The organism is Halorientalis sp. IM1011 (assembly GCF_001989615.1).
Classification (GTDB): Archaea; Halobacteriota; Halobacteria; order Halobacteriales; family Haloarculaceae; genus Halorientalis.
In genome coordinates this window covers 906,265-927,659 of the sequence record NZ_CP019067.1, presented here as the reverse complement: position 1 = coordinate 927,659, position 21,395 = coordinate 906,265, and the positions used below count along the sequence as shown (strand labels likewise).

The following is a 21,395-nucleotide window of genomic DNA, read 5'->3' as shown; positions in this document are numbered from 1 at the left end:
AGACGACTCCGCATCGGCGTCCGCGCCCGCGTCAGTGGACCCAGAGTCCGTGCTCACTCCGGGCGTGCTCCAGCAGTTCCTCGGTGGAGTCGAACTGCTCACCACAGCCACACGAGTGGTAGGCCGTCGAGGGTTGGCGTGTCGCCATACGGTATGACAAACGCCACGAAACATCTTAACTGTTTGTGCGGGACTCCGTCACTCACACACGTCGTCGAGATCCCACTCGACGGCACGCTCGCGGGCCTCCTCCCGGGCCTGTTCGCGGATCGCCTCGATCTTGTCCTCGTTTTCGAGGAACGCCTCGACCGCGCTCTCCTGGGCCGGGTCGTCGCCATCTGCGTCCTCCCCCGGCTGTTCCCGGACGCGGTCGTCGGGCGCGTTCGCTCGCGTCCGGGCCGCGAGGTCGGGGTCGCCCGCGAGACGCTCGGCGGGCATTCCGGGCGGCACGCGGAGCACGGGCGTGTCGTGCAGGTCGTCGAGGACGTCGGCCGAGAGCGAGACGAGTTCGAGCCGGTAGGGGCCGGGGACCGCCAGATCGGCGAGTGCGGGCGGACCACCTCGGTCGGTCTCGGTGTGGTACGCGAGGACGGGGACGCCATCGTCGAACGTGAGCACGCCCCGGGCATCGGCGGCCAGCAGCAGCGTCTCCTGTGGCTCCAGCACGGCGTAGCCGGTGAGTTCCCGGTCGAGAGCGGCCGCCAGCGCCGAGCCGGGATCGTCGACCACCCGGGAGTGGACCAGTCGGCCGCTGGGGAGTTTCATCGTCTCTCGGGGATGACGGCGCTCCGGAAGCGGTCCGCCACGTCGTCGGCCGTCCCGGTACGCACGTCGAGTTTGCGGGCAGCCTCGCGGTACGCCTCGGCAGCCTCGGTCGCCGGTGCGTACGCAAGTAATGGTTCGCCCGCACGGCGGGCCTCGCGAGCGGCGTCACTGTCGGGCACCGTCGCCAGCGTCGGCCCGTCGAAGTACCGCCGCGATTTCTCCGCCACCGACTGCACGTCGTCTGGTTCGGTCACCTTGTTGAATATCGTGCCCGCCGTGTCGGTGCCGTAGGAGTGGGCGTACTCCTGGACTTTCAGCCCGTCTGAGAGCGCGGGGATCGTCGGCTGGAGGACGACCACCACCCGGTCGGCCAGCACGATGGGGAGGACGGCCGATTTCGAGCCCAGCGTCGCTGGCGAGTCCAGCAAGATCACGTCGGTATCGACCGCCAGCGTGGCGACGACCTCGCGCAGACGCTCGGGTTCGGCCGCCTCGAAGCCCGCCAGACTCGTCCCGCAGGGGACGACGGACATCCCGAACCGGTCGTAGACGGCGTCCTCGACTCGCGCGCCACCCTCGATCAGCACGTCGTGCAGCGTCGTGTCGACAGAGGACAGCCCGGCGTGAAAGAGCAGGTTCGCCATCCCGGTGTCCGCGTCGATCACCGTCACGTCGTACTCCTCGGCCAGCGCCATCCCCAGCGCGAGCGTACTGGTGGTCTTGCCGGTCCCCCCTTTCCCGCTCGCGACCGCGAACGCCTCGACCATTACCAGATGGTGGCCGCGGTTTCTCACTTAAACTTACGGGCACTCGCCGTCGCCGCGCTGAGGGAACGGGAGTGCGTCCAGATCGACGTGGTCCCGGAGCAGCGCCGCCGCCCGGTCCGCGGCCGCGTCGATCCCGCCGGTGACATTCCCGCCGTTGCCGTCGGCTCTACCGGGACGCTCCCGACCGACGGCCGCGAACACCGCTTCGACGAACGCATCGCGTGCGACCCGATTCTCGAACAGGCCGTGGAGGTAGGTCCCCAGCACGCGGTCGGTCGCAGCACCGTCGGGGTCGCGTTCCCCGTCGCCCGGGAACGGACGCTGTGCGTCGCCCACCAGCCGAGTCTTCCCCATGTGAATCTCGTAGCCGGTGACCGACCCTTCGGCACCCGCGAGCGGCCCGACACCGCGTAGCTCCCGTGTCACCGGTTCGACCCGCTTGTCCGACTCGAACTGCGTCGCGACCGGGAGCAGACCGAACCCCTCGACGGCGTCGAGGTCGTCGGTACTCTCGACGCCCGCGTTGGTGATCCGGTCGCCGAGTAGCTGGTAGCCGCCACAGAGCCCGACGACTGGCCCGTCGAAGGCCGCGATCTCCTCGCCGAACTCCGCCTCCCGGAGCGCGCGCAGGTCGTCGACCGTGTTCTTCGTCCCCGGGAGGACGACGGCGTCCGCGTCGTCGAGCGAGGCCGAGAGCGGCAGGTAGGCCACCCTGACGCCCGGCTCGCGGGCCAGCGGCTCCAGATCGGTCATGTTCGAGGCGCGCGGGAGGCGAGGCACCGCGACCGTCACTGCCCGTTCGTCGGGCACGCCGTCGTCGTCACCGTGAACGGCTCGCTCGCCGACCGGTGGGAGCGACACGCTGTCCTCTTCCGGTAGGCCGGGGTCGTCGTAGGGAACCACGCCGAGGATCGGAATCTCAGTGCGCTCCTCGAATTCCTCGATGCCGGGTTCGAGCAACGAACGGTCGCCGCGGAACTTCGTGATCACCGCGCCGACGACCCGTTCGCGGAGGTCCTCGGGCATCAGTTCGATAGTGCCCACGAGGGAAGCGAACACGCCGCCGCGTTCGATGTCCGCGACCAGCAGGATATCGGTGTCCGCGAGGCGTGCGGTCTCGACGTTCGCCAGGTCGCGCTCGCGGAGGTTCGGCTCGGCGATGGACCCTGCGCCCTCGGCGACGATCGCCTCGTGGTCGGCGGCGAGACGTGCGTGGGACTCGCGGGCGGCAGCGAGCGCGTCCGTCCAGTGGTCCTCGTAGTACTCGCCGGCGCTGTAGTGGGCGACGGCCTCGCCCCGGAGGATCAACTGGGACTCGCCGTCGCCGCGGGGTTTCAGGAGGACGGGATTCATATCCGCGGTCGCCGGGACGCGTGCGGCCCGGGCCTGGACGTACTGGGAGACGCCGATCTCGCCCGTCTCGCCGTCCGGATCGGCCACCGCGCGGGCGTTGTTGCTCATGTTCTGGGCCTTGTAGGGAGCGACATCGACGCCCCGATCCGCCAGCAATCGGCAGAGCCCGGCGGCGACGGTACTCTTCCCGACGTGACTGGCGGTGCCAGCGACGAGCAACGTTCTGGCCTCGCTCACACCCGTCGGTGGGGGGCGAGCGACTAAACCGATTCGACCGAAGGAGCGTGTGACTGTGGGGGGAGCGCGTGTCGCGCCCGTCCGCCACGACGATGGAGGGGAGGGGCCGGGTAATGTGTCTTGTGGTGGTGTTCGCCACGCGTCAGACAGCCGTCCGTCGGTTTTTCAGAACTCCGTCCCCTTCCGGGCACCCTGCCCCGCCTCGATGGGGTGGCTGCCCTTGCCGACTTCGGTGACCAGATCCGCGCGCTCGGTGACGTACTCGGGTCGGTCGTGCCCGCCCGTCAGGACGAGTTCCAGATCCTCGGGTTTGTCCTCGATCAGCCCGATCACGTCGTCGGGATCGATCAATCCCCTGTTGGCGGCGTACAGTACCTCGTCGAGAACGAGCATGTGGACGCCGTCGTCGGGGTCGCCGTCGAGCGGGAACGACGAGGTGAGGTCGGCGTCGGCGGCCCCATCGATCAGTTCTCGTGCTCGCGCGAGCGCGCCGCGTGCGCGAGCCTCGTGTTCGTCGTCCTCACTGCCGTCCACGAAGCCGTGCCAGCCGTAGTGACCCGCGTTCTCGTAGGAGATACCGGGCATCGTGGCCATGGCGTTGTACTCGCCGCGTACGTCCTCGACGCTGCTGGTGCCACCTTTCATGAACTGGAGGACGTGGACGCGGTAGCCGTGGCCCGCGGCCCGGAAGCCCATCCCCAGCGCCGCGGTGGTCTTGCCTTTGCCGTCGCCCCACCAGACCTGCACGAGTCCGAACTCCTCGGGTGCGCTCGGCTCGATCTCGTGTGGGCCGAGCGGGTCGTCGGCATCGTCCGTGGCGTCGGTCATACCTGCCCTCGGAACGCGGGGACCGTATCACTCCCGGTCTGTGAGTTCGAAGACGAGCGCGCGCTCGTCGGTCCGGACGCCGTGGTCGGCCTCGGTTACGCTGTCGGGAATCTCACGGTCGGCGTATCTGGATCGGAGACTCGCCCGGACTGCCTCGCGGACGCAGGCTCGCGTCGCCGCGCCGACGGACGTCCCGCTGCCCGCGAACTCGGCAGACTCGCCGTCGGTGTCACAGCCGACGACCACGGCATCCGACGTGGTTCCAGTAAAGCCCGTCAGGGACTGCAGAGTCGCGGTCTTCGCCTCGACGGCGCTCGCGAGCAAGGTCGCCAGCGCGCCGCGGTCGAGGGCGCGAGTCGTCCCCACGAGCAGGTTGACCGTGCCGATCTCGCGGTCCGGGGATTCCTCGTTCACCGTCGTCACCCCAGCATCGGGATCCATCGGGAGCGTCGCGGGGTTCGAGAGCCCCGCGGTCGCGACGACGGTCACTGATCCCTCGCGGGCACCGCGAGCGTGTACGAGGTCGACGCCGGTCAGGAGGGCAGGACCGTCAGCCTCGAACCCCGCCCGCTCGCGGCGCTCGGCGACGTAGGTGTCGAGGTCGGTCCGGTCGAACCCCTCGGGGACCGAGACGTTGTAGGCTGCTGGTGCAGTCCGAAAGCCCCCGCCCGGTCCCGTGGCGAGCCAGCGGTTCGGATTCGTCACTTTGAGCACGCCGTCGGCGACGACCGTCCTCATACGCCAAGGGCGGCGAGCAGGCGGTCGTTCTCGGCGGACATTCGGACAGCGACCCGGAAGTGCGAGTCCAGCCCGCGGAACGTCCGGGCGTCCCGGATCGCGATATCGTGTTCGCGGGCCTCGGCGACGACGTCCTCGACGGCTTCGCTCGATCCGGCGTCACAGAGCAGGAAGGGTGCGTCCGAGTCGAACACGTCGAAGCGGTCGCCGAGCCGGGAGGCCATCCGGGGGCGCTCGCGGGCGATGCGCTGGCGCGTCTCGGCGACGAACTCCGTCTGTCGCATGCAGTGGGCTCCGACGGCCGCGGCAGGTTCCGACAGCGACCAGGTGAGCCGGGCTGCCGCGAGCCGTTCGCGGAGCTTGCCCGTCGCGACTGCGAAACCGGCCCGGAGGCCGGGCAGGCCGAACATCTTGGTGAGCGAGCGGGCGACGATCACGCCCGGCTCCCCCGCGAGTGAGGGAGCCTCGGTGAAATCGAGGAACGCCTCGTCGACGAGCAAGACGGTGTCGTGTTGGCGACAGCGCTCGGCGTACTCACGGAGGCGGTCGGCGTCGTACAGTTCGCCGGTCGGGTTGTTCGGGTTACAGACCGCGACCATCGCGTGGCCCGCGGGGTCGGCCGCCAGCAGTTCGTCGTGGGGGACGAATTCGGGCTCGCCGCCCTGGAGGCGGACCTCGCGGGCGTACTCGCTGAAGGTCGGCGCGGGTACGAGCACCGAGTCGCCGGAGTGGACGACCGTGCCCATGGCGAGTCGGATCGCGGCGAGTCCACCTGCAGTCGGGATTACGGACTCCGGGTTACAGCCGACGTACTCGCCGGCGGCCACGCGGAACGAGCAGTAGTCGTCCGCGGGGTACTCGCGCGCGGTCGGGAGCGCCGTCTCGAAGATCCGCGGGACGGCCGTGGGGTACTGGGGGTTCGTGTTGGCGCTGAAATCGAGCAGGTGCCGGTCGTCAGACCCCCCGTGGGGTACCCGCGCACCGTCTTCCACCGGGTCGTCCCCGCCGTCCCCGGTCGAGAGCAGGGCATCTACCGCGTCGGGATCCATCGCCAGAACCCAGCGTCTCCGGCCGAAATATACTTTTCATTCCTTCGGCGCGTCGAGCCGTGGGGCCAGCCACGCCGCCACGGCTCCGTCACCGCGCCGGTTGACGTTGACCGCAAGCTCCGGGGCCGACGTGACCCACACAGTTCCATCGTCGCCGCCCACCACGTTCAGCCCCGTGGGCGCGAGTTCTCGGCCCGCCTCCTCGAAGGTCGTGTCGACGCTCACCCCGAGCCGGCGTTTCAGGGCCGCGGGGACGGCGACGGTCAGCGAGTCGGCCGAAGCGTTTCCGAACGCGTCGCGGGCCTCGTCGACCACCGGCGGCGAGAGCAGGGGGAGGTCGGCCACGCAGGTCATCGCGGGGCGGTCGAGTGTGGACAGCGCCGCGTCGAGATCCGAAACGTACCCCTCGCCGGGCGTCTCGACGACCGCGACGCCACGCTCGCGAAGATAGGACGCGGTCTCGGGCGTGTGGGGCGACACCGCGGCGACGACCGACTCGACACCGCTCCCGGCCAGCGCGTCGTGGACGCGGTCGACCATCGGTCGGCCGCCGACCTCGTAGAGGGGCTTCTCGACCGGCGCGTCGAGTCGGGTCCCGCGGCCGCCACACATCAGGAGAGCGTCCACGCGATCACCCCCGCGTGGAGCGCGACGACGCGCGCGAGTTCGTTCGCGGCCCCGAACACGTCGCCGTTGACACCGCCGAGGTGGGTGTCGGCCCACCGCCAGAATACGAGCGTCGTGAGGACGCCCGTGACGAGCGCCGCGGCCGCGGCCGGCGAGGGGATCCCGAGGAACGCGGCCGGCAGGGCGAGCAGCACGGGGACGAGCGGGGCCCGCTCGCTCGAAACGCGGGTCAGCTGTGCACCCAGTCCGTCGGCCGGCGCGGTCCCGAGGCAGGCCAGCAGCGCCATCCCGAGTTTCGCGCTCACCTCCGCGGCGACGACGACGGCGAGTGCTGCGAGCGGCGGGAGTCCCGCGAGCGCGGCCCCGGCGGCGACAAGCCCGGCCACCAGCAACGCGAGTGCGAGTGTCCCGCCGACGCCGAGCGAACTGTCCTTGAGGACGCGTCGGCGGGCCGCGATGGGATCCTCGCCACCGTGGACGACCGCCGCGTCACCCACGTCCGCGATGCCGTCGGCGTGGTTGATCCCCGTGAGCGCGACCAGCGCGAGCGGGAACAGGACGGCCACGGTCGCGGCAGGGAGTGGAAGGACGACGGGGACGGCAGCGAGCGCGCCGACGAGGTAGCCCACGGGGACGAACGCGGCAGGCGTCCGCCGGAAGGCCTCCCAGGCCTGCCGGTCAGTTCCGACCGGTGCCCGTGTGAGAAAGCCGAGCGCCCCGCGGGCGGCGTCGACGATGCCGGCAGGAGGTGATTCGGGCTGCTCGCCGGTCGCGTCCGCCTGCAGGTCGTCGTGTGACGAGTCGGACGCCTCGTCGTCGGACGTGTCCTCGCGCGTCACACTGTCGTCGGACACGGTCAGCGCACCTCCGGGAGCAGTACGACCGCGGCCGTAGTCGCGTAGGCGAGGACGCCCGCGACGGCGACGACCCGGACGGCCGCCCGGGCGTCGTCGACCGTCGGCAGTCCGGCGTCCGGGTTGAGGACGTACACGCCGGGCTTTTCGAGTCTGACGTCGAGCGCGGCCGCGAGCGTCCCCATCGGCCACCCCGAGTTCGGCGAGGGGACCGACCCGACCCAGCGAGTCGCGCGACGGAGCGCCGTCGGCGCGGCAGCCGCGACAGCGAGCAACAGCGCGCTCGCGCGTGCGGGCAACCACATCACCGCGTCGTCGAGCCGTGCCGGACCCCACCCGACGGGTTTCGAGTGGTAGCCGAGCATCGAGTCCATCGTGTTGATCGCCTTCACCCAGACGGCCGCGGCCGCGCCGACCGCGAGGGAGAACTGTGCGCCCAGCGCGAACGCCGCGAGCGGTGCGACCAGCCCGTCGGCGAGGTTCTCGGCGGCGCTCTCGACGGCCGCACTCCGAACCGCTCCGGCCGACAGGTCGGTGGCGTCCCGGCCCGCGAGTGCGCGCAGATCCTCGCGTGCAGTCGCGAGGTCGCGCTCGCTCGCCTCGCTGACGTCCCGGGCCGCCGACAGCAGTCGCCGCAGGCTCGTCGTGACGAACAGCGCCAGCCCCGCGACGGCCGCACCCGCGAGGGGTTCGACGCCCGTCGCGACCGTGACCCCACCCCAGACGACCGCGGCCGCCGTGAGTGGGAGCGCGAGCGCACCGAGGAGGCCGACCAGCCGCGGCGCAGGCCAGTCCCGGTCCAGCGGGCCGACGGTGTGGCCGAACCAGGCGACGGGGTGTACAGTAGTAGGCGGTTCGGCGACCGCGGCGTCGAGGGCGAGCGCCAGCCCGACGGCACCGGCGCTCAACACGGCCCGCACACCCCCGTCAGTCCCACGCCCGACCCTCCATGTACGCCGGGAGTTCGTGGAGGGGCACGTCTTCGAGGAGGACGTGAGTCGGCCCCGCGGTGTCGGGGGCGTCGGCCGTCGATTCACGATCGAGGACCTGGCCGTCCGTCCGCGGATCGTCGCCGACGTGATACAGCGCGTCGATGAGCACGTCGAGGGCCCGGGCGGCCGCCGCGAAGGCCCGTCGATCGGGTTTGCGCCAGCCACAGCCGATGCTCGTGACCGTGGCGTCCAGCAGCTCACGGTCGACGGCCGAGCGCGTGAGCACGCGCGAGGCGAGGTGCGGGACGCTACAGTTCGAGAGGACGCCGACGGGGCCGTGGTCCGCGGCGGCGCGGACGGCTTCGACCGCACCGTCTCGCGTCTCGACGGCTGGGTCGAACGCCGAGACGACGGCCCGTCGGACGGCCGTCCCGGGAGCGTCGACGCCGCGGCTGGCCAGCGCGGCGCTGACGTGAGCCGGGAGCGGTACGGCCGCGCCGTCGGGGGCGTCGATGTGTCGCTCCCGGTAGGCGCTCGCCCAGTCGTCGGGCACGTCGACACCCCTGTCCGACAGCGCCGCGGCGACTGCGGCCGCCGGGTCGGACGAGCGGTCGACGTCGACCAGCGTCCCGAAGAGATCGAACGAAACTGCCACGCGCGAACCCACCCGCGGCACTCACAAAAACGACGCGGTCACGCGACCGCTCGACGTGTGTACGAGCAACCTACCCGCACGAACACCGCCAGATACGCTCTCGGATTCGGCAACTGTAACTGGAATTGCAAACCGGGGATATACCGTTGCAGTCTGCCGGTTGAACGGTAGGGTGTATTCATTAGCGGGAGGGGCGTCACCCTGTGATATGACTGAGGCCCGCGGTCGGTATCCCCCCGTTCACGAGACGATAGTGCACACTCCGACACGCCCCCGGCGGACCCCGAGGTGAGCCGGATGGGGACGCTACTGCGGTTGAAGGAGTACCTGTCGAGCGACCAGCCGGACCGATACGAGTGTCTGGCCTGCAGCGCGACCTTCGAGCGCCAGCCACAGGTCTGTCCGAACTGTGGCGGGTACGATATCAGGTCGAAAGAGTGGCTGGACAGCGGTGGGCGGCCGCCCGAGAAACGACCGTAGCTTACACCTGTTCGCGGAGTTCGATCTCCCCGTCGCTGTGGACGACGACGAGCAACCCCTCGTAGTTGAAGGAGAGCGAGCCGTGGGTCCCCGACTTCTCGGCCGTCGGATCGAACACGTGGTCGAGGGCGTCCGGGTCGACGTACTGGTCGAGGGGGTCGAGTGCTGTCGGCTCCGCATCTCTGACCGCACCCACGGCTTCGAGGACCCGGATGCTCGGGCTCTGCGTCGCTGGGTCGTAGGAGGTCCGGTACGTTCCGGTCTCCGCATCGTACTCGACCTCCCTGTCGTCGGGAACTGTCATATCGATCTGGTGCGACCGGGGCTACCACACGACAACAAAATCCTCTCGTTCCGAGGTTAGCGACGTGACTATTTAACGTGTCGTTCTCCATTAGTCGTCGACACTGCAGGTTGGACCCGGTCGCGAAACACGGGTCTCGAAGCCGAGCGCCACGAAAACCAAGTCCGCCCTCCCCGATTGTGAACACTGTGAGACGTGCTCGCTTCGCTGCGCGCGACTTCCGAGCCCTCGTTCGCTACGCTCACGAGGACGGGGGACACGTCGATCTCCGGTCGACTACGAATCGACTGAAAACCAAATCCGCCCTCCCCGATTTGAACGGGGGGCAGAGCCTCTCTCTGCCTCTCACGGCGTTCTGTGACAAACCATGTCCACGAACGACCTACAACCGCTTACCCCGGAGAAGGCCAAGGAAATGTATCTCCGGGAGCGGAAAGGAGAGGTATCGGATCGAACCCTCCAAGCGCACCATTATCGCTTGGTACACTTCATTCGTTGGAGTGAGAAGAACGGAATAGAGAACATGAACGATCTCACGGGACGGGACATACACGAGTTCCGTCTCTGGCGGAAGGATGACGGCGATCTAAACGCTGTTTCACTCCAAACACAGATACAGACCTTACGGGTGTTCCTACGGTTCTGTGAGTCCATAGACGGCGTGAGAGAGGGCCTTAGCGAGAAAGTGCGTATGCCTACGGTATCATCATCCGAAGAACGTAGCCAGGAAATGCTATCCGCAGAACGGGCGGAGAATCTATTACAGTATCTCCGGCGATTCGAGTATGCGTCCCGGTTTCACGTCGTTGTTGAGCTACTCTGGCACACAGGGATTCGGATGGGTGCGTTACACGCTCTTGATGTGGGTGATTTCTACCCGCAAGACGCCTATCTCGAAGTCGAACACCGACCCGAGACGGATACAGCATTGAAGAATGGGACCGAGGGAGAACGGTATGTCGGGCTATCTCTCGACGTATGCGAGACTGTGAGCGACTGGATAGAACAGACCCGTCCCGACGTAACGGACGAACACGGACGAGAACCATTGATTGCTACACGACACGGACGAATCGCCAAGTCCTCAATCCGTGCAATCGTCTATAACGTCTCCAGACCGTGCTATTACGCCGACGAGTGCCCTCACGGGAGAGAGATAGAAACGTGCGAGGCAACCGAACAGAGCCATCACAGTCGGTGTCCTACGGGCGTGAGTCCCCATGCAATCCGTCGCGGGAGTATCACGCATCATCTCACTAATGACGTTCCCGAGAAGGTTGTGAGTGACCGTATGAACGTGAGTGCCGACGTGATCGACAAGCACTATGACCAACGGAGTGAGGAAGTGAAAGTCGAACAACGGAGGGAGTTTATCGACGGTATCTGAGCGAATCCTAATACATCCTTATATAGAAAGCCAACTGATTTGAGATTCGTTGTCATAATAGGGAACCGGTTATTAGTCTAGAAATCGAGCAATCTGTAACGAGCGCAGTCCCGAGATAACAGGGGTACCCGCTCCCGCAATCCCCGTTCTACAAGAAGAAGACCGCAAGCCCCAGTTGGGGATGAGGAAGCAGGGAAGGAACGAACAAGCGAGTTACAGGAGCGAACGCATCGTCTCGTGATATAACAGGATAACTGTATAGCGTATTGTTTGTTGTGAGAGACGGGTCTGTTGTTCTTGTCTATAGAACGGTGCGGGGTTCTTGATCTGGGGCCAGCTGTTGCGGTGTGACGTTTCGTTTTGATCTGCTGTAGGCGGCACTATGCACAGAACCCCAGTCTACTGTTCGAGTATGTCACGCAACTTCTTGTATTCAGAGTTGTTTCAATACCGCTCTGTTCCGTGCGGATCGACGGACGCAATCGCACATGGATTCACGCGGTTAAACGAGAGACATTACGCACAGACTGGGCGAGAACCTCAGTTGCGCACAGGTCCAGACATCGTTTGAGTAGTGGTGAGAGTCGGCAGATTGTACTATATTAATTAGTAACTGTGCGGTTTCTTTCTTACTTACCTGATTGAGAGGCTATTCGGTTCTATCCTCACCCGGTCCCTGAATGAAACCACAGAGTCGGTTTGATAGGCGTTAGAGAATCTTAGCCCGACGAATTATACTATTTGCTTGAGCGAGTTTGCCCCCGGCATAACCCCATATATTTCATACATACGATACTTTGATATTGGGTGACGGGAAACCTCTTTCTGGAGTTAGTGATAGAAATGAATCAAATCGAACGTGCGAAAACGCTCGCGAAAGCGTTCGTGAGTGACGACAGAGCGCAGACCGGAGCGGATCGGGCGGTAAATGTCGTAGTCGGACTCACGGTTACGGGACTGGTTGCGGCGTTCCTGATCCCAATGGGTATCTCGGAGATCGTGGCGGTAGAAACCTCAAGCTGGAGTAGCGGCGCATCGTCTCTGTGGGGCATCCTCGACGTTATTATCGTGCTGGCGGTGTTCCTGATGATGATTACTCTCGCAACTGAGAGGGCGTGAGAAACGTGAGTATGATCCCCTGCGAGGACTGTGGCGAGCCGTTCCCGGAGTATGTCCTTCGTCTCCTGGGGCAGAAGGGAATTGATGGCTGTCCGGCGTGTGCTGAGTTTACGATTAGTGATGGAGAGTCGCAAATGAGACGGGTAGATCGGGACCGTGAGTCAGTCTGTGAGTAGTATATCGAACGCGATTGTTCCGATTGCTTTCGGAAAGCGGGTTTCTCGCAATCTCTGCCGTTGTTCATAGGACTAAGTGAGTGGACTGTTCGACTCCTGCTAGAACGCCGAAGGCACGGGGTGCGTTATGTTCCCTGTTCAACTCCGGTGTGAATACGCCCGTCGAAGACTGGTAGAGCAGTCGACTGTAGAGCGCGCTAATGGCTCTACTGTGCGTATTCATTCCGACGTAAAGGGAAGTCCGCCCTCCCCGATTTGAACGGGGGGCAAGTCGATCTACAGTCGACTGCTCTACCAGTCTGAGCTAAGGGCGGACGCATCACAACGTAGGACGACTGGCAGACTTAACCGTTATCATTCGAGAATCGACAACGGGTCCAGGGGTCGGCCTCGAAGCGACTGACGACTGTCAGACGGTCGGGAAGATTGAAATACCTTGGTTGAGTACTAAGTGACAGGTCGAATGAGCAAGATAACGTTCCGCGCGGACGACGAACTCATCGAGCAACTCGAGGAGTTCGACGCGTCGAAAAGCGAAGTCATGCGGGAGGCCCTCCGGACGTACCTCGACGGGGAGGCCAGCGGGCCCTCCCAGAACGCGGCGTCGGCCACTGGAGCCACGCCGACCGAGGACAGCCTCGACGACCTCGTGGCGGAACGTGTCGACGCGATCATCGCCGACCGACTGGAGACGGCGTTTACGCCGCGCCAACCACAGGATATCAACGTAAACATCGCTCTCGACGGCGATTCCACCGAGTCCGACGACGTGAGCGTCGACCGACGTAAGACGCCAGTCGAGGAGGACGCGGACACAGGGGACTCGCCCGCGGACGAGCGTACTACGTGCCAGCAATGCGGCGAGAATCTGGGCGCAGATCACGTTTACTGTCCGAACTGCGGAGAGAAGGCGGCCCGTCGAGTGTTCTGTGAGTGTGGCGACGAGCTCCGGTCGGACTGGGCGTTCTGTCCCGGCTGTGGCCGTCGGACCCCGGCCGCCGACGTGTTGGACAAGCCCTAACCCGGCGTAAACGCTAGTAGGCCGGCGTTTACGTCGATACTAACTCCGTGTCTTACGGTAGGGGAAACCTTTATAACCCAACAGTATGATGTAAACTCTGCGTAAGACGGTGCGTCTTACACACCGGATCCGACACACGGCAATCGACTGCCGTGGTGCGGTTTTCGGTGTGTAAAACACATGGGGCGCAGTGGCACACCCCTTTCCGTCTTACCCAACAGGGGAACCAAATATGGAGCGTGTGACACTACGGATTCCGAAACAGCAGATCGAAGAGGTCGAACGAATGGTCGATTCCGGGGAATACCCGAACCGGAGCGAGGCCATACGGTCGGCCGTCCGCGACATGCTAAATGAACAGGAGGATACCCGGGAATCCTCTGAGAAGCGCAAGCGTTCCTGGGCCAAGGTGTAGACGATGCAGGACCTCGTGAAGTCGGCCCTGGAGAACGACGAGAAGGAAAAGGAGAAACAGGAGAACGCCGGTGCGGAAGGCTTCGGTGACCCCCGGATCGTCATCGTCGGCGCAGGCGGTGCCGGGAACAACACGGTCAACCGGCTGTACAACATCGGCGTCGACGGTGCCGAGACCATCGCCATCAACACCGACCGCCAGCACCTCGAGATGATCGAGGCCGACACGAAGATCCTGGTCGGGAAGTCCCTCACCAACGGACTCGGCGCGGGCGGCGACCCCAGCATGGGCGAGCGCGCGACCGAGATGGCCCAGGGCACCATCAAGGAGGTCATCGGTGAAGCGGACCTCGTCTTCGTAACCGCAGGCATGGGTGGCGGCACCGGGACCGGTGCGGCCCCCGTGGTCTCCAAGATCGCCAAGGAGCAGGGTGCGATCGTCGTCGGCATGGTGTCGACGCCGTTCAACGTCGAGCGCGCCCGCACGGTGAAGGCCGAGGAAGGTCTCGAGAAACTGCGCAACGAGGCCGACTCGATCATCGTGCTGGACAACAACCGCCTGCTCGACTACGTCCCGAACCTGCCGATCGGCAAGGCGTTCTCGGTGATGGACCAGATCATCGCCGAGACCGTCAAGGGCATCTCCGAGACGATCACCCAGCCCTCGCTGATCAACCTGGACTACGCCGACATGTCATCCATAATGAACAAGGGTGGCGTGGCAGTCATGCTCGTCGGCGAGACCCAGGACAAGAACAAGACCGAGGAGGTCGTCAAGGACGCGATGAACCATCCCCTCCTCGACGTGGACTACCGCGGCGCCTCCGGTGGGCTGGTCCACATCACCGGTGGCCCCGACCTCACGCTGAAGGAGGCCGAGGGTATCGCCCAGAACATCACCGACCGACTGGAGGCCGACGCCAACGTCATCTGGGGCGCGCGCATCCAGGAGGAGTACAAGGGCAAGGTCCGCGTCATGGCCATCATGACCGGCGTCCAGAGCGCCCAGATCCTCGGTCCGACGGCCCAGAAGCAGGCCAACAAGTCCAAGCAGGCGATGGACGCGGACGAGGCCGAGTTCGAGGGCACCTTCGACGCGAGCGAGAACGTCGAGAACGGGATGGGTAACACCACCGGCGCCCAGAGTGACGGCTGGGCCGACGGCGGCCAGGACGAAACCAGCGAACAGAAAAACGGGCTCGACGTCATCCGGACGAACTGAGCCACGCACTCGCGGAGCCGAACACCAACTTTCCGCTTTTCTCGCGAAAACGTCCGCATAGCCGCTGCTCTATCGTGACTTGCGATACACAGCGCCCTAATCCGCAGCCTGCACCGCGTCGACCAGCGAGCACTTCCGGCAGACGTCGCGGGTCGTCGTCGCGCCGCAGCGCTCGCACTCGCCGTACTCGGGGCCGCCGCCGTCGCGGTAGGCGCGGGCGGCCATCGCGGCCAGGTCCTCGTAGCCAGCCATGATCGAGTGTCGGACGCCCGGATGGTTCTCCTCCATATCGAAGAGGAGTTGCTGGATCTCCCCGCGGTAGGCCTCGCTGGAGTGAGGACACTCGGTGATGTGGGCGGGCAACTCTTTCAGCTGGGCGTAGAGGGCGATCTCCTTCTCTGGCACGTCCCGCAACGGCTTGGCCCGCGGGACGAAGGGGCCGTCGGTGCTGACGCGGGTCGGAGTGCCGTCGCGGTCCGACGGATCGGCCGGATCGTCCCCACTCGGGAACGCGCCGAGGCTCGCGTCGAAGTGTTTGGCCATCTGTTCGACGTCGCCCTCGAAGAAGTTCATCAGGGCGGTCTGGGCCTCGTCGTCGAGGTTGTGGCCGGTCAGCAGCTTGTCGGCATCGTACTCCTCGGCGTACTTCGAGAGCAGATCGCGACGGAATACGCCGCAGTAGGCGCAAGGGGCCATGTCCATCGGGTCGTCGACGGCCACGTCGTCCATCCGGAGGTCGAACTCCTCCTCGTAGGTGACGAGTTCGTGACGGATGTCGAGGTCGTCGGTCAGGTCGAGACAGGCCGACAGCGACTCGTCGCGGTAGCCCTCGATCCCCTCGTGGATGGTCAGGGCGACCAGTTCGACCCGCGGGTCCTGGGCGAAGGTGTCGTGGAGGATCTCCGTGAGGACGACGCTGTCTTTCCCGCCGGAGAGCCCGATCAGCCAGGTCTCGGGGTCCTCGGGGGAGGCGTCGTCGGGCAGGAGGTTGTCCTCGCGGACGCGCCTGCGGGTCCGGGTCTCGACGGACCGACAGAAGTGGTCGGCGCACATGTGGAGCCCGGAGTAGGCGGCGTGCATCACCGCCTCGTCGCCGCACTTGTCACAGTCCATTACCGGCGGGTTGTCGCCGGGCGGGCTTCCCGGTTTCGCTCTCAGAGCGCGTCGGCCCCCGCGTCGACCGCCGCGAGTACCTGTTCGATATGCTCGTCCCGCGAGCGGGAGTTGAACAGTTCGTGCCCGCCTTCGTAGGCAATTCGGTTCTCCCGTGGGGTCTGGACTTCGATAGCGTCGGGACTGACGATGGTGTCGGTCGACGAGTAGAAGACGGCGTCGTCGGTGTCGAACGGGGGCATCCGCTCCTGGGCTCGCTTGGCCTCCCGCAGGAAGGTCGGGGCCGCGCGGTCGGGGGCGTCGGCGTACCACTCGTCGGTCGCCAGTTCGCCGAGTTCCGCGCGGTCGCTCTTGGCCGGCAGGATCGGCGTCGAAACGGGGAGCTTCATCGCCAGCGAGACGACGGGGTTGTCGAGGCTCTCGTGGAACCCCCACCACGGGCTCAGGTAGGTCCGGGTGATCGGTTCGTCGTCGGCGACGTAGCGGGTGATCAGCCCGCCGGTGCTGTGGCTGAGCAGGCGATACTCCGCGAGGTCGTCGAGGTGGGACTGGACGGGGTCGAGATACTCCGACTCGAAGTCCGTGATGGTTCGCGGGATCTCGAGCGTGTCGACGCGGTAGCCGGCCTCGACGAGGTGGTCGACCAGCCAGCGGACCCCGTCGAATCTCGGCCGATTCCCCCAGCCGAGGACGAACACGAGCGGGTCGTCGCCGTCGTCGCCGAACGTCTCCAGTTTCATAGGCGCGGGGTATTCACGGGAGGAACAACTAGCTACTCCCGATTTCACGGTCTCGACACTGGGACCGAGCGGAAACCGTTTTCCACGCGCCCGTCCTACCGGCGGGCGATGACAGAGTTCGAGCGCCAGGATGCCGTCGACCGCGTGGCGGCCCTCGTCGAAACCGTCGCGTCCGAACCGATGCCCGTCCCCGTCCGGGAGGTGTGGGTGTACGGCGACGTGGCGCTCGGCCTCGACCCCGTCGAGCGACTGGACGTCTACGTCACCAAGGACATGCTGTTCGGCCGCGACTCCGACCGCGAGCGCGAGTTCCGCGAGTCCCACGGGATCAAGGGGGTCGGCGAGACCGTCGACGCCGACTGGGCCGCCGAGTACGACGAGTACCTGCGGGCCAACGCGAACGGTCACGCCGCACCGGAGAAGTGCCTGGCCGCTCATCTCGTCGACGACGACGAACCGATCCACCTGGAGGTGTGCAACGCCTCCTTCGAGGACAACGTCAGACAGCGACTGGAGGGTGCGATGGCCCGCGAGAACTACGAACAGATCCTCGATCCCCGCGGGGTTTGCCTGTGGGCCCAAGACCAGCGTAGCGACGAGGCCTTCCGCAAACTCCGGGAGAGCGAGTTCGCGTTCCCACCGCTGTCGGGGGCGCTCGAGATGCTCGGTCTGGACCCGGAGGAAGCGACGGAGGCCGCCGAGGCGGTGAAGGAGTACCGGGCCGAAGCGGAGGGGGCGACGGTCCGGGGCGACGTCGTGTAAACGAAGCGGAGATGGTTTTCCGGCGGTCAGACCGGGTATGCCCGATCGCGGGGTGCTGGTCTACGGCAGCCTCCGTCACGAACCGACGTTCGCGGCAACCTTCTCCGAGGCGACTGTCGCCACTGTGTCCCGGTCAAGGTGGACGGCTATCGCCGCCGGTTCGACAGGGTCTCGGCCTCCCGCGAGGGGGAGGGCGGCGAGACGGCCATCCTGAACGCCACATTCGAACCCGGGAGCTGGCTCACCGCCGTGCTCGGTCAGGACGTCCCCAACGTGAAGTTCGAGGAGTACGAGCGACGATGAAAAAGGGGCTGTACTAATCGAACTGGGGCGAGCGAAAACGGATGTGTAACCCGTCGTGTGACACCACCGTTGGGTTACTCCGGCATCCGCGGCGCGATATCCGTCGAGAGAGCGCTTCGGTCTCTCGAACCACCACCCCAGCGAAAATAGGTGCGCTCTCAGGCTTCCACTGCCAGCCCAGCCTCGCGGGCGGCCTCCTCGGCGCTCGCGTCGTCGTGGAGGACGCTGGCGACACCCTGCGTGATCGCCTCGGGGTCGTCGTGCTGGAAGATCGACCGACCCATCGAGACGCCGGCCGCGCCGGCATCCATCGCACCCCGAACCATCTCGAGGGTCTCCCGGTCAGTGCCTTTCGCGCCGCCCGCGATGACGACCGGCAGGCTCGTGGACTCGACGACGTGCTGGAAACTGTCGGCGTCGCCGGTGTAGCCGGTCTTCACGAGGTCCGCGCCGAGTTCCTCGCCCAGTCGGACCGCGTGCCCGACGGCCTGATTGTACTCCTCGCTCTCGGGGTCGATGTCCGGTCCACGCGCGTAGGTCATCGCGAGGACGGGCATCCCGTAGCGCTCGGCCTCGCTCGTGACCGCCGCGAGTTCCTCGATCTGTTCGCGTTCGTACTGCGAGCCGACGTTGATGTGGAAGGAGACTGCGTCGGCCCCGGCCCGGATAGCGTCCTCTACGGTCCCGGTCGTGCGCTTGTCGTTTTCGTCCGGACCGATGGCCGTCGAACCGTTGAGATGGCAGATGTAGCCCGCGCCGTTCTTGTTCTCGTGGACGCGCCCAGCGATGCCCTTCTGGGTGAGAACTGCGTCCGCGCCGCCCCGCGTGATCGCGTCGATGGTCGATTCGATGTCCTTGAGGCCCGTGACGGCCCCCAGTGTGAGGCCGTGATCCATGGGGACGATGAGGTGGCGTCCCCCTGTCCCGATACGGGCCAGCCGTGCTGTGTTCCCCGTGCTCATGTTATGGGAAGGTGTGGCAAGTACAGACATAAGCGTTGCGAGACGGCGATCCGAACCGCCCCAGCAGGGCCGTCACAGACGGCGGTTTTCCGGCCCAAAGCCCCGGACTGCGACCGTTATCAGCGATCCGAACGGTCGGGTCAGACGTACCAGAAATACCGGTCCCAGATCGCCACGGCTCCCCGCGTCAGCGTGAAGGGTTTCCCGCCACGCATCGCGGCCACGGATCCCAGTACGACCCCGACGGCCAGTCCAACCCCGGCGACGGCGAGTGCAGCTGTCACGCGCGGATACGACGGGACGTAGTAGCCGATCTCGAACGCGAGCGCGGCAGCGATAGCCGACGGGACGAACGCGTCCACCAGCCCGAGCAACGCGTAGCCCACCACCCGTCCGACGCCCATACCGATCACCGGATCCGCCGAGACAAAATAGCTTACCGGTCGTCGCCGGAGACGGTCTCGGTGCGCTGGTCGGCCCCACGCAGGGCCCCCGCTTTCAGCTCGCGGGCCTTCGTTTCCAGCCGATCGGCCACTTCCGAAACGGGATCGTCGTTCTCGTAGCCCTCCGCGACGTTCCCGGACTCCGTCTGGGAGCCCGCTGAGCCGTGGTGCTCAGCGACGATGTCCACCAGCGCGGAGCCGACGATGATCCCGTCGGCCCCGGCGCGGACGATCCGCGCCGCGTGGTCACCTTCCTTGATCCCGAAGCCGACGGCCTTGGGCACGTCCCAGTCGTCGATGCGGGCCAGGCTCTCGTCGGTCTGGTCGCTCACGTCGTCGCGCGCGCCGGTCGTGCCCAGCCGCGCCTGTACGTAGACGTAGCCAGAGACCTGCTCGCGCATCCGGTCGAGGCGGTCGCCCCGCGTCGTCGGCGCGACGATGAACACGAGATCGAGGTCGAACTCGTCGCAGGCCTCACGGAGCGGGTCGGCCTCCTCGGCAGGCAGGTCCGGTACGACGAAGCCCGTCAGTCCGACTTCTGCGGCCTTCTCGACGAAGGGTCGGGGGCCGTCTTCCTCTCCATACTGGTAGATGAGGTTGTAGTAGGTCATACAGACCAGCGGCACGTCCACGTCCAGGTCCTCGACGAACTCGAAGAAGCGGTCGGGGGTCATCCCGCCTTCGAGCGCCCGGACGATGGCGTTCTGGATCGTCTTCCCCTCGGCGATGGGTTCTGAAAATGGCAAGCCGAGTTCGATCACGTCCGCGCCGCCGCGGGCCAGTGCCTCGACGTATTCCAGCGAGGCCTCGTAGCTGGGGTCGCCCGCGGCCAGGTAGGGGACGAAGGCGGGCTCGTCGCGCTCGAAGACCGCTTCGAGGTCGGGGTTGTTGGCCATCTACATCGCACCCCCGGCGGCGTCGAAGACCGACATATCAACGTCCACGTCCAGGTCCCGCTTGTCGGTCTCCTCGATCACGGTTTCGAGGTCCTTGTCGCCCCGGCCGGAGACGTTTATCACCGTGACGTCGCCCACCGCGTCGGGGTTCTCGTGGAGGAAGCCGAAGGCGTGAGCCGTTTCCAGTGCGGGGATGATCCCCTCGTCCTGTGAGAGTCGGTGGAACGCCTCCAGCGCGGCGGCGTCGTCGACGTTCGCGGGCGTGACCCGTCCCTCGTCGACCAGATGGGCGAGCTCCGGGCCGACGCCGGCGTAGTCGAGGCCAGCGGAGACGCTGTGGGACTCCATGATCTGCCCGTCCGAGTCCTGCAGGAGCTTCGTGCGCGCACCGTGGAGGACGCCCTCGTCGCCCGTCGACAGCGTCGCGGAGTTCGGGGCGACGCCCTCCGCCTCGTCCACGGTGAGCGAAGACCCGCCGGCCTCCACAGCGAGGAGGTCCACGTCTCCGTCGTCGACGAACTGGGCGAACGCACCCATCGTGTTCGAGCCACCGCCAGCGCAGGCCACGACCGAATCGGGAAGGCGACCGATTCGTTCCTGCGCTTGCTCGCGGGCCTCCTCGGAGATCACCGACTGGAACTCACGGACCATGTCCGGGAACGGCGCGGGGCCGACGATCGATCCGATGACGTAGTGGGTGGTCTCGACGGTCGTCGCCCAGTCCCGCATCGTCTCGCTGATGGCCTCCTTCAGCGTCCCGCGGCCCACGGTCACGGGGTTGACCTCGGCCCCGTTGAGCCGCATCCGGAACACGTTGGGCCGCTGGCGGTTGATGTCGGTCCGGCCCATGTAGATCTCACAGGGCATGTCCAGGTGGGCGGCGGCCATCGCCGTCGCGGTGCCGTGCTGGCCGGCTCCCGTCTCGGCGATGATCCGTTCTTTGCCCATGTACTTCGCCAGCAGGACCTGTCCGAGCGCGTTGTTCAGCTTGTGTGCGCCGCCGTGGACCAGATCCTCGCGCTTGAGGTACACCTCGGTGTCGTAGCGGGCCGAGAGTTGCTCCGCGTGCTGGAGCGGCGTGGGTCGGCCGCCGAAGTCCCGCAGTCGCTCGCGGAACTCGTCCATGAACCCGTCCTCGTTGTCCAGCACGTAGCGCTCGTAGGCGTCCGTCAGCTCCTCGATGGCCGGCATCAACGCCTCGGGCACGTACTGGCCGCCGTACTCTCCGAATTTGCCTGTATCGCTCAT

At 66.2% G+C, this 21,395-nt stretch carries 25 protein-coding genes and 1 tRNA gene; 8 read left to right on the top strand and 18 right to left on the bottom strand.

Going from position 1 to position 21,395, the window contains the following annotated elements:
• Positions 1–198: 198 nt before the first annotated feature.
• The 10 genes from BV210_RS04750 to BV210_RS04705 form a co-directional block, all read right to left on the bottom strand.
• Positions 199–765 (bottom strand): hypothetical protein, encoded by a 567-nt coding sequence (locus BV210_RS04750; protein ID WP_077205531.1) that lies wholly within the window; start codon positions 763–765, stop codon positions 199–201.
• Positions 762–1,532, bottom strand: coding sequence for an AAA family ATPase (locus BV210_RS04745; RefSeq protein WP_077205530.1), 771 nt, complete (start codon positions 1,530–1,532; stop codon positions 762–764). Before BV210_RS04745 ends, BV210_RS04750 begins: the two co-directional genes overlap by 4 nt.
• Positions 1,533–1,565: 33 nt before the next feature.
• Entirely contained in the window at positions 1,566–3,122 is a 1,557-nt protein-coding gene (locus BV210_RS04740) for a cobyric acid synthase (RefSeq protein ID WP_077205529.1), read from the bottom strand.
• A 165-nt stretch (positions 3,123–3,287) separates the two neighbouring features.
• Positions 3,288–3,950 carry a cob(I)yrinic acid a,c-diamide adenosyltransferase gene (locus BV210_RS04735; RefSeq protein WP_077205528.1) on the bottom strand — a complete coding sequence of 221 codons (663 nt, stop codon included), beginning with the start codon at positions 3,948–3,950 and terminating at the stop codon, positions 3,288–3,290.
• Between the two features lie 27 nt (positions 3,951–3,977).
• A complete protein-coding gene (locus BV210_RS04730) occupies positions 3,978–4,688 on the bottom strand; it encodes an adenosylcobinamide amidohydrolase (RefSeq protein ID WP_077205527.1) in 711 nt (236 codons plus the stop codon).
• Complete coding sequence (gene cobD / locus BV210_RS04725; RefSeq protein WP_077205526.1) at positions 4,685–5,737, bottom strand: threonine-phosphate decarboxylase CobD; 1,053 nt, start codon at positions 5,735–5,737, stop codon at positions 4,685–4,687. The genes BV210_RS04730 and cobD overlap by 4 nt, the downstream gene beginning before the upstream one ends.
• 36 nt (positions 5,738–5,773) lie before the next feature.
• Positions 5,774–6,349 carry an NTP transferase domain-containing protein gene (locus tag BV210_RS04720; RefSeq protein ID WP_077205525.1) on the bottom strand — a complete coding sequence of 192 codons (576 nt, stop codon included), beginning with the start codon at positions 6,347–6,349 and terminating at the stop codon, positions 5,774–5,776.
• Entirely contained in the window at positions 6,349–7,101 is a 753-nt protein-coding gene (cobS, locus tag BV210_RS04715) for an adenosylcobinamide-GDP ribazoletransferase (protein WP_077207971.1), read from the bottom strand. Before cobS ends, BV210_RS04720 begins: the two co-directional genes overlap by 1 nt.
• Before the next feature lie 119 nt (positions 7,102–7,220).
• A complete protein-coding gene (gene cbiB / locus BV210_RS04710) occupies positions 7,221–8,129 on the bottom strand; it encodes an adenosylcobinamide-phosphate synthase CbiB (protein ID WP_172824923.1) in 909 nt (302 codons plus the stop codon).
• A 16-nt stretch (positions 8,130–8,145) separates the two neighbouring features.
• On the bottom strand, positions 8,146–8,805 hold the full coding sequence (locus BV210_RS04705) for an HAD family hydrolase (RefSeq protein WP_077205524.1): 660 nt from the start codon (positions 8,803–8,805) through the stop codon (positions 8,146–8,148).
• A gap of 297 nt (positions 8,806–9,102) precedes the next feature.
• Between BV210_RS04705 and BV210_RS04700 the strand changes: the two genes are divergently transcribed.
• Positions 9,103–9,285 (top strand): hypothetical protein, encoded by a 183-nt coding sequence (locus BV210_RS04700; RefSeq protein ID WP_077205523.1) that lies wholly within the window; start codon positions 9,103–9,105, stop codon positions 9,283–9,285.
• A gap of 1 nt (position 9,286) precedes the next feature.
• Here BV210_RS04700 and BV210_RS04695 read toward each other — a convergent pair whose 3' ends face one another.
• Positions 9,287–9,589 (bottom strand): HalOD1 output domain-containing protein, encoded by a 303-nt coding sequence (locus BV210_RS04695; protein WP_077205522.1) that lies wholly within the window; start codon positions 9,587–9,589, stop codon positions 9,287–9,289.
• Positions 9,590–9,956: 367 nt separating this feature from the next.
• Here BV210_RS04695 and BV210_RS04690 point away from each other — a divergent pair, with 367 nt between their 5' ends.
• Together BV210_RS04690 and BV210_RS04685 are read left to right on the top strand one after the other, a co-directional pair.
• Complete coding sequence (locus BV210_RS04690; protein WP_077205521.1) at positions 9,957–10,976, top strand: site-specific integrase; 1,020 nt, start codon at positions 9,957–9,959, stop codon at positions 10,974–10,976.
• Between the two features lie 807 nt (positions 10,977–11,783).
• Complete coding sequence (locus tag BV210_RS04685; protein WP_077205520.1) at positions 11,784–12,095, top strand: hypothetical protein; 312 nt, start codon at positions 11,784–11,786, stop codon at positions 12,093–12,095.
• A gap of 416 nt (positions 12,096–12,511) precedes the next feature.
• Here BV210_RS04685 and BV210_RS04680 read toward each other — a convergent pair.
• Positions 12,512–12,585: transfer RNA gene (locus BV210_RS04680), tRNA-Tyr, on the bottom strand.
• Positions 12,586–12,734: 149 nt separating this feature from the next.
• On the opposite strand from BV210_RS04680, the gene BV210_RS04675 reads away from it, so the two are divergent.
• The 3 genes from BV210_RS04675 (at position 12,735) to ftsZ (ending at position 14,928) form a co-directional block, all read left to right on the top strand.
• Positions 12,735–13,292 carry a zinc ribbon domain-containing protein gene (locus BV210_RS04675; protein ID WP_077205519.1) on the top strand — a complete coding sequence of 186 codons (558 nt, stop codon included), beginning with the start codon at positions 12,735–12,737 and terminating at the stop codon, positions 13,290–13,292.
• A gap of 232 nt (positions 13,293–13,524) precedes the next feature.
• A complete protein-coding gene (locus tag BV210_RS04670; protein ID WP_077205518.1) occupies positions 13,525–13,707 on the top strand; it encodes a ribbon-helix-helix domain-containing protein in 183 nt (60 codons plus the stop codon).
• Positions 13,708–13,710: 3 nt separating this feature from the next.
• Positions 13,711–14,928, top strand: coding sequence for a cell division protein FtsZ (ftsZ, locus tag BV210_RS04665; protein WP_077205517.1), 1,218 nt, complete (start codon positions 13,711–13,713; stop codon positions 14,926–14,928).
• Positions 14,929–15,024: 96 nt separating this feature from the next.
• Here ftsZ and BV210_RS04660 read toward each other — a convergent pair whose 3' ends face one another.
• Together BV210_RS04660 and BV210_RS04655 are read right to left on the bottom strand one after the other, a co-directional pair.
• Positions 15,025–16,041 carry a TIGR00269 family protein gene (locus tag BV210_RS04660; protein ID WP_077205516.1) on the bottom strand — a complete coding sequence of 339 codons (1,017 nt, stop codon included), beginning with the start codon at positions 16,039–16,041 and terminating at the stop codon, positions 15,025–15,027.
• 41 nt (positions 16,042–16,082) lie between these two features.
• Positions 16,083–16,781, bottom strand: a complete 699-nt coding sequence (locus BV210_RS04655; RefSeq protein WP_077205515.1) for an alpha/beta hydrolase — start codon at positions 16,779–16,781, stop codon at positions 16,083–16,085.
• Between the two features lie 108 nt (positions 16,782–16,889).
• On the opposite strand from BV210_RS04655, the gene BV210_RS04650 reads away from it, so the two are divergent.
• Both BV210_RS04650 and BV210_RS19695 read left to right on the top strand, forming a co-directional pair.
• The gene (locus BV210_RS04650; RefSeq protein WP_077205514.1) at positions 16,890–17,543 is read left to right on the top strand and encodes a hypothetical protein; all 654 of its coding nucleotides are present in this window, start codon (positions 16,890–16,892) and stop codon (positions 17,541–17,543) included.
• A gap of 138 nt (positions 17,544–17,681) precedes the next feature.
• A complete protein-coding gene (locus BV210_RS19695) occupies positions 17,682–17,846 on the top strand; it encodes a hypothetical protein (RefSeq protein WP_157525806.1) in 165 nt (54 codons plus the stop codon).
• A 158-nt stretch (positions 17,847–18,004) separates the two neighbouring features.
• Here the strand turns inward: BV210_RS19695 and BV210_RS04645 are convergent, their stop codons facing one another.
• The 4 genes from BV210_RS04645 to trpB all read right to left on the bottom strand — a co-directional run bounded on the left by BV210_RS04645 (position 18,005) and on the right by trpB (position 21,395).
• Positions 18,005–18,808, bottom strand: coding sequence for a 2-amino-3,7-dideoxy-D-threo-hept-6-ulosonate synthase (locus BV210_RS04645; RefSeq protein WP_077205513.1), 804 nt, complete (start codon positions 18,806–18,808; stop codon positions 18,005–18,007).
• A 140-nt stretch (positions 18,809–18,948) separates the two neighbouring features.
• Positions 18,949–19,212 (bottom strand): hypothetical protein, encoded by a 264-nt coding sequence (locus BV210_RS04640; RefSeq protein ID WP_077205512.1) that lies wholly within the window; start codon positions 19,210–19,212, stop codon positions 18,949–18,951.
• A 32-nt stretch (positions 19,213–19,244) separates the two neighbouring features.
• Positions 19,245–20,147: a tryptophan synthase subunit alpha gene (gene trpA / locus BV210_RS04635; protein WP_077205511.1), complete on the bottom strand. Its 903-nt coding sequence runs from the start codon at positions 20,145–20,147 to the stop codon at positions 19,245–19,247.
• Entirely contained in the window at positions 20,148–21,395 is a 1,248-nt protein-coding gene (gene trpB, locus BV210_RS04630) for a tryptophan synthase subunit beta (RefSeq protein ID WP_077205510.1), read from the bottom strand.